Origin of the sequence: Streptomyces sp. H39-S7, from assembly GCF_027158205.1 — a bacterium.
In the GTDB taxonomy this organism is placed as follows: Bacteria; Actinomycetota; Actinomycetes; order Streptomycetales; family Streptomycetaceae; genus Actinacidiphila.
Genome location: NZ_JAPVLU010000120.1, coordinates 1 through 4,352 on the forward strand (window position 1 = coordinate 1; position 4,352 = coordinate 4,352).

Consider the following 4,352-nt stretch of genomic DNA (forward strand, 5'->3'; position numbering starts at 1 on the left):
AGTGATGTAGTCCCACTGCGCGCGGCTACATCACCCCAGTTCACAGGCCCTCTGAGCTCTACCGAAAGATTTACCGCACCCCAGGTCAACAATGTACTGATGCGGCAACTGTGCCGGTAAACGACAGGCGGGACGAACCCGTCCTGCAGCGGAGCGCTGAATATCCCGCAGCCGGGCGGCATCCTGCTGGCCTACATCACGACGTGGGACGAGGACAACATCGCGCGGGCCCAGGAGTACTGCACCCGCAGAGGCTGTACGCGGGTGTACTGAGTTGACCGCCTCACCCGCCGGCCGCAGCGGTGCGTAGAGACAGCCAGCGGATTCCCGTTGTTGCCGCGTGCTTTCCTCTGCTGCCGCAGCAGATCTCTCCTGGACTCGTGCTCAGCCCGAACAGCAGGGGCGATCGCCCGCTGGAAGGCAAGCCCGCCACAAACACAGGTTCTTGTCGGGCCTGACCCCAAATCCCCCAATGGGCTCCGTCACCTGGGCAAACAGGGGTTCCTATCCCCCAAAGCGTTGGGGATAGGGGGTTCTGCGGTGCTGCTGTGAACCGGGCCTGCGCGTCCTCCCCGTCGGGGTGATTTGGCGGCGGGCGGGACGGGCGGGGCGCGATGATGTCCGGCGTGACCGAGGCAGGCACCACCACCGTCACCGCCCGCGTCGCGTACGGCACCAAGCGGCAGCTCGCCGACAAGCAGCCCCTGTTCACAGCCGAACGGTCCAGGGCGCGGGCGCTGGCGACGTCGGCACCGTGGGACTGGGACGGGCTTCCCTGTCGGGAGGCCGCAGCGAACCGGGCGCAACGGGCGATGTACCGGGCGCACCTGCGCGAGACGGCCAGCTGGCCGACACGTTGGACGGGCTGGTGGCGTTCGGGGTGCGGGCCGAGCTGGCGGCGCGCGATTGGAACGGACTGGCCGGCACTGCCCGCGCAGGCGAAGAACCCGGGCCGGTGGCCCGGCACCCGCGACGGCGACTGGCCCGAACGCGTGACGATCCGGCTGCCGGCCGGACTGGTGAACCAGGTACTGGCCGCATGCTGGCACACCAGCGCCGACGCGATCGGGAAACTGCGGGACTGGCGCGACAAGCACCCGGACATGCTGCCGACCAAGCCCGTCCGCTACCCAGCCGAAGACGCTGCCCTGGCCGAGTACGAAGAACTTGCAGCGCAGGTGACACCCGCCGGGGACATCTGGCGCGCAGCAGTGCAGCACGCCATCGCCGCAAGGCCGGTCATCCTCGAGCGCCAGGCCGCCGTCGACACCGGAGTGTCACGCTGTCACGCCCCGCGCTGCAACGGGGCGTTGCGGGATATCCGCCAAGGTCAGAGACGTGTCAGCAGGGGCGTGACACATGCCGTGACAGTCAGCGTGACACCCGCCGTGACAGCTACTGCCCGATGACAATGAACTTGGACTGATTGCCACCGAAGTTGGATCGCCGCAGCCGCGGAGCTACCTATCGTGATCGTGAGGTATCTCTTCTCCGGCCGTTGTCGCCCGCGCCCCTCGCTGTGCGGAGCAGCGTAGGGGCATCGCCGGCCTGATCGCCAGGTAGATGCCGGAGAACATCGCGCAGCGAGACACCAACCCGGAGCCCCATGCGCTGTCCGGCATCAGGGTCACGGCGGCACCCGCCGCAACGCCAAGGATGACCGGCCCCACCACCCACAGCAACCCTGGACGGGCAGTCCTACTTCGGCGCCACCGAAACTTGACCGTTTGCCACTGAACTTTGGAGACGGGGTTTCCTGCCACTGAAGTTTGACCGGGCAAGGCTCGGCGACTTGGCGGGGCACTGGCACATGCGTTCGGTGATGATCCTTATCGACGTGCTGCCGCTCATGCCGGCCAGCACCCGCGCCATCCGGACAAGGCGCCGCAGCGGCTGGCGCAGCAGTGCGGCATACCGCTGGTCGTGGCGCCGAAGCTGTACGGACTGCCGCCGCAGCGCATCCTTGCCGCCGTGCCCGGTATTACAGCGGCGGCCTGCCGGTCTTCGACGGTGACTGACGCCACGCCACCCCCAGCGGGCGGGCGGCAGACGCAGTGGGACTATGACCCGTGCCCGCTGGCACGGCGGGACGTGTCTGGGGAGATGGTCGCGATGGGGGACGACGGCGGATTGGATGAGCCGGAGAGCGGCTACGAGATGCGGCTGCGCTGGGGGTGGGGGATGGCCGCGAGGACTGCGGTCCTCGCCGGGGTCGTCACCGCGGTAGTGCTCGATCCGGTGGACGGGCACGTGACGCGGGGGTCCGTGGCCTACGGCTGCCTGCTCGCGGCGCAGTCGGCGTTCTTCCTCGGGCAGCAGTACGCGCTGTACGTACGAGGGTGCCTGCTGCGGATCGACGCGGCCGGGCTGACCGTTATCGGGGAGCCGACCGTACCGTGGCGGGAGCTGCGGAAGGCCGAAGTACGCCGCGGGGCACTGGTGTTCTTCCCATGGTCGCCGGAGACCGCGCTGCCGATGCTGCCGGTCGGACTGAAGAGCCCGGCCATGGACGCGCGGCGCAGGCGCAGACGGCTGGCCCGGCGGTTCGGCTCGCCGATGGTGGTGTTCACGAGGCTGTACGGGGTGCGGCGCGCCGAGGTCATCGCGGCGGTGCGCCGCTACAGCGCGAACGTGCCCGTCTTCGAGTGACGGCCCCGGGCGCGCGCCTGTCCGCACCGCCCTCTGGAGCCGGTCCATCGCCGCCCTCGCCTGCGACCACGGCTCAGCCGCGACGCGATCCGTACGCCGCCGCCGGCCTCGCGTCCTGCCTGCCGCTCTTCGGCCTGCCGGGCGACACAGCGGTCTGAGCTACCGGCGTCAGCACCGGCGATCAAACTTCGGTGGCAAGCAGTCAAGGTTCAGTGGTAGCCGGACAACGGGTTCCGCATCCGGCGCAGCACGCCGCGCAGTCCGCGGTTGCGGTAGGCCTGGTCGTGGCGGCAGGGCCCGCAGTAGACGCCGTCCTCGGGCGGGACGGTGATGTTGTTGTCGGTACTCTCCCGGCGGTGCGTCAGCTTCGTAGTACTGCTCGCTCACCGGTTTGTCTTCGCCACCCGAGAACCCCGGCGAACCTTCCCGGCCCCAGCACTAGCAAGGAGCAGAAGGCTCAGCGATAGTTCATGCGTGAATGATCGTTTCAGCTTGCTCATCTCGACTGTGGCGGTCCTGGTGAGCCTCATGCTGCTAACTGCTGCTATCCAGGGGGCTCTCGCCGGGGAGTCCGTTTGGTGGATAGCTTGGGCCTTCGTTTTGCAGATCACTACGATCTGGCAGCTGGCGCGTGAGGGCCTGCGCTACCGCAAGGGCCGCCAGAACGGCTGATGCCGGCCTCATCAACCGGCGACCCCGACCGCCCGCGTCGTGTTCGGCAAGCAGCACCTCGCCGACACGGCCGCCGTTCACGGCCGAGCAGGCCAGAGCGCGGGCATTGTCGGTGACACCGCGCTGGGACTGCGACGGGCGATGACAGTCAGCGTGACACCCGCCGTGACAGCTACGCCTGGTCCGACGGCTTCCGCATCCGGCGCAGCGCGCCGCGCAGCCCGCGGTTGCGGTAGGCCTGGGCGTGGCGGCAGGGCCCGCAGTAGACGCCGTCCTGGGGTGGAACGGTGATCTCGGTGTACCAGTCCACTTCGGCGTTCACCAGCTGCTCGCAGTCCGGCGTCGCGCACTGCGGAACAACCGGGGCCCGCTCCGCGTCTTCCTCGGCCTGCCAGCGCTGCAGTCGCTGTGCGTGCTTGGCTTGCTGTGCTGCCTGCTCTGCTTTCCAGCGGGCTTCGGCTGCTGCGCGGCGTTTGTCTGCCCGCTGCTGGTAAGCCGCTTTGGTGCGGGTGTCGGTCAGCGCGGTCAGCAGCGGCTCGAACTCCGCACCCCGCTCCTGCGCAACGCGCCGCCAGGCGGGCCCGTGCGGGCCGTGCTCCCGCAAGCGGTCCAAGGTTGTCACTACCAGCGGGACCTTGTCGGTGAAGTCGAGGTAGCCGTCGTCGTCGTCGAACCGGCGGTCGTCGGCTGCCCAGTGCTTCCGGGTCAGGACGGCGAGTTCCTGTATCCGGTTGTGCAGCGCGCGCGGGCCCGCGCCGGAGAAAACGAACGCCAACGGCGGCCACCCCGCCAAGCCGGTCTCGGGGTAGAGGGTCTGCCAGTACGGAACGCTCCCCGCGCCCGCGTCCCGGCTGCGCGCGGTCCAGGTGCCCGGGGTGGCCGGGTTGTTGACCTGGCGGCGGTAGCACGCGGCGTAGGAGGCGACCTTGTCCGCGACGCGCTGCACCGGCTCGGTGGCCCGGTACACCTCCACCATCAGCAGCGGCAGCCCGGCCTCCTTCGCCCGCAGCACCCCATCCGCCCGCACATTC

General features: G+C 69.3%; 3 protein-coding genes and 1 pseudogene. 3 read left to right on the forward strand and 1 reads right to left on the reverse strand.

The window, feature by feature from the left end:
- The first annotated feature begins 626 nt into the window (after positions 1–626).
- The 3 genes from O3X23_RS43600 to O3X23_RS43610 all read left to right on the forward strand — a co-directional run bounded on the left by O3X23_RS43600 (position 627) and on the right by O3X23_RS43610 (position 3,321).
- The gene (locus O3X23_RS43600; RefSeq protein ID WP_269280874.1) at positions 627–1,409 is read left to right on the forward strand and encodes a hypothetical protein; all 783 of its coding nucleotides are present in this window, start codon (positions 627–629) and stop codon (positions 1,407–1,409) included.
- 703 nt (positions 1,410–2,112) lie between these two features.
- The gene (locus O3X23_RS43605) at positions 2,113–2,649 is read left to right on the forward strand and encodes a hypothetical protein (RefSeq protein WP_269280877.1); all 537 of its coding nucleotides are present in this window, start codon (positions 2,113–2,115) and stop codon (positions 2,647–2,649) included.
- A gap of 474 nt (positions 2,650–3,123) precedes the next feature.
- Positions 3,124–3,321 (forward strand): hypothetical protein, encoded by a 198-nt coding sequence (locus tag O3X23_RS43610; RefSeq protein ID WP_269280880.1) that lies wholly within the window; start codon positions 3,124–3,126, stop codon positions 3,319–3,321.
- Between the two features lie 172 nt (positions 3,322–3,493).
- On the opposite strand, the pseudogene O3X23_RS43615 reads toward O3X23_RS43610, so the two are convergent.
- Positions 3,494–4,352, reverse strand: a pseudogene (locus tag O3X23_RS43615) (hypothetical protein); the annotation flags it as partial.

Coding starts and splice junctions, on each gene's coding strand:
- O3X23_RS43605 (WP_269280877.1), top strand. CDS start 2,113: ATGGGGGACGACGGCGGATTGGATGAGCCGGAGAGCGGCTACGAGATG.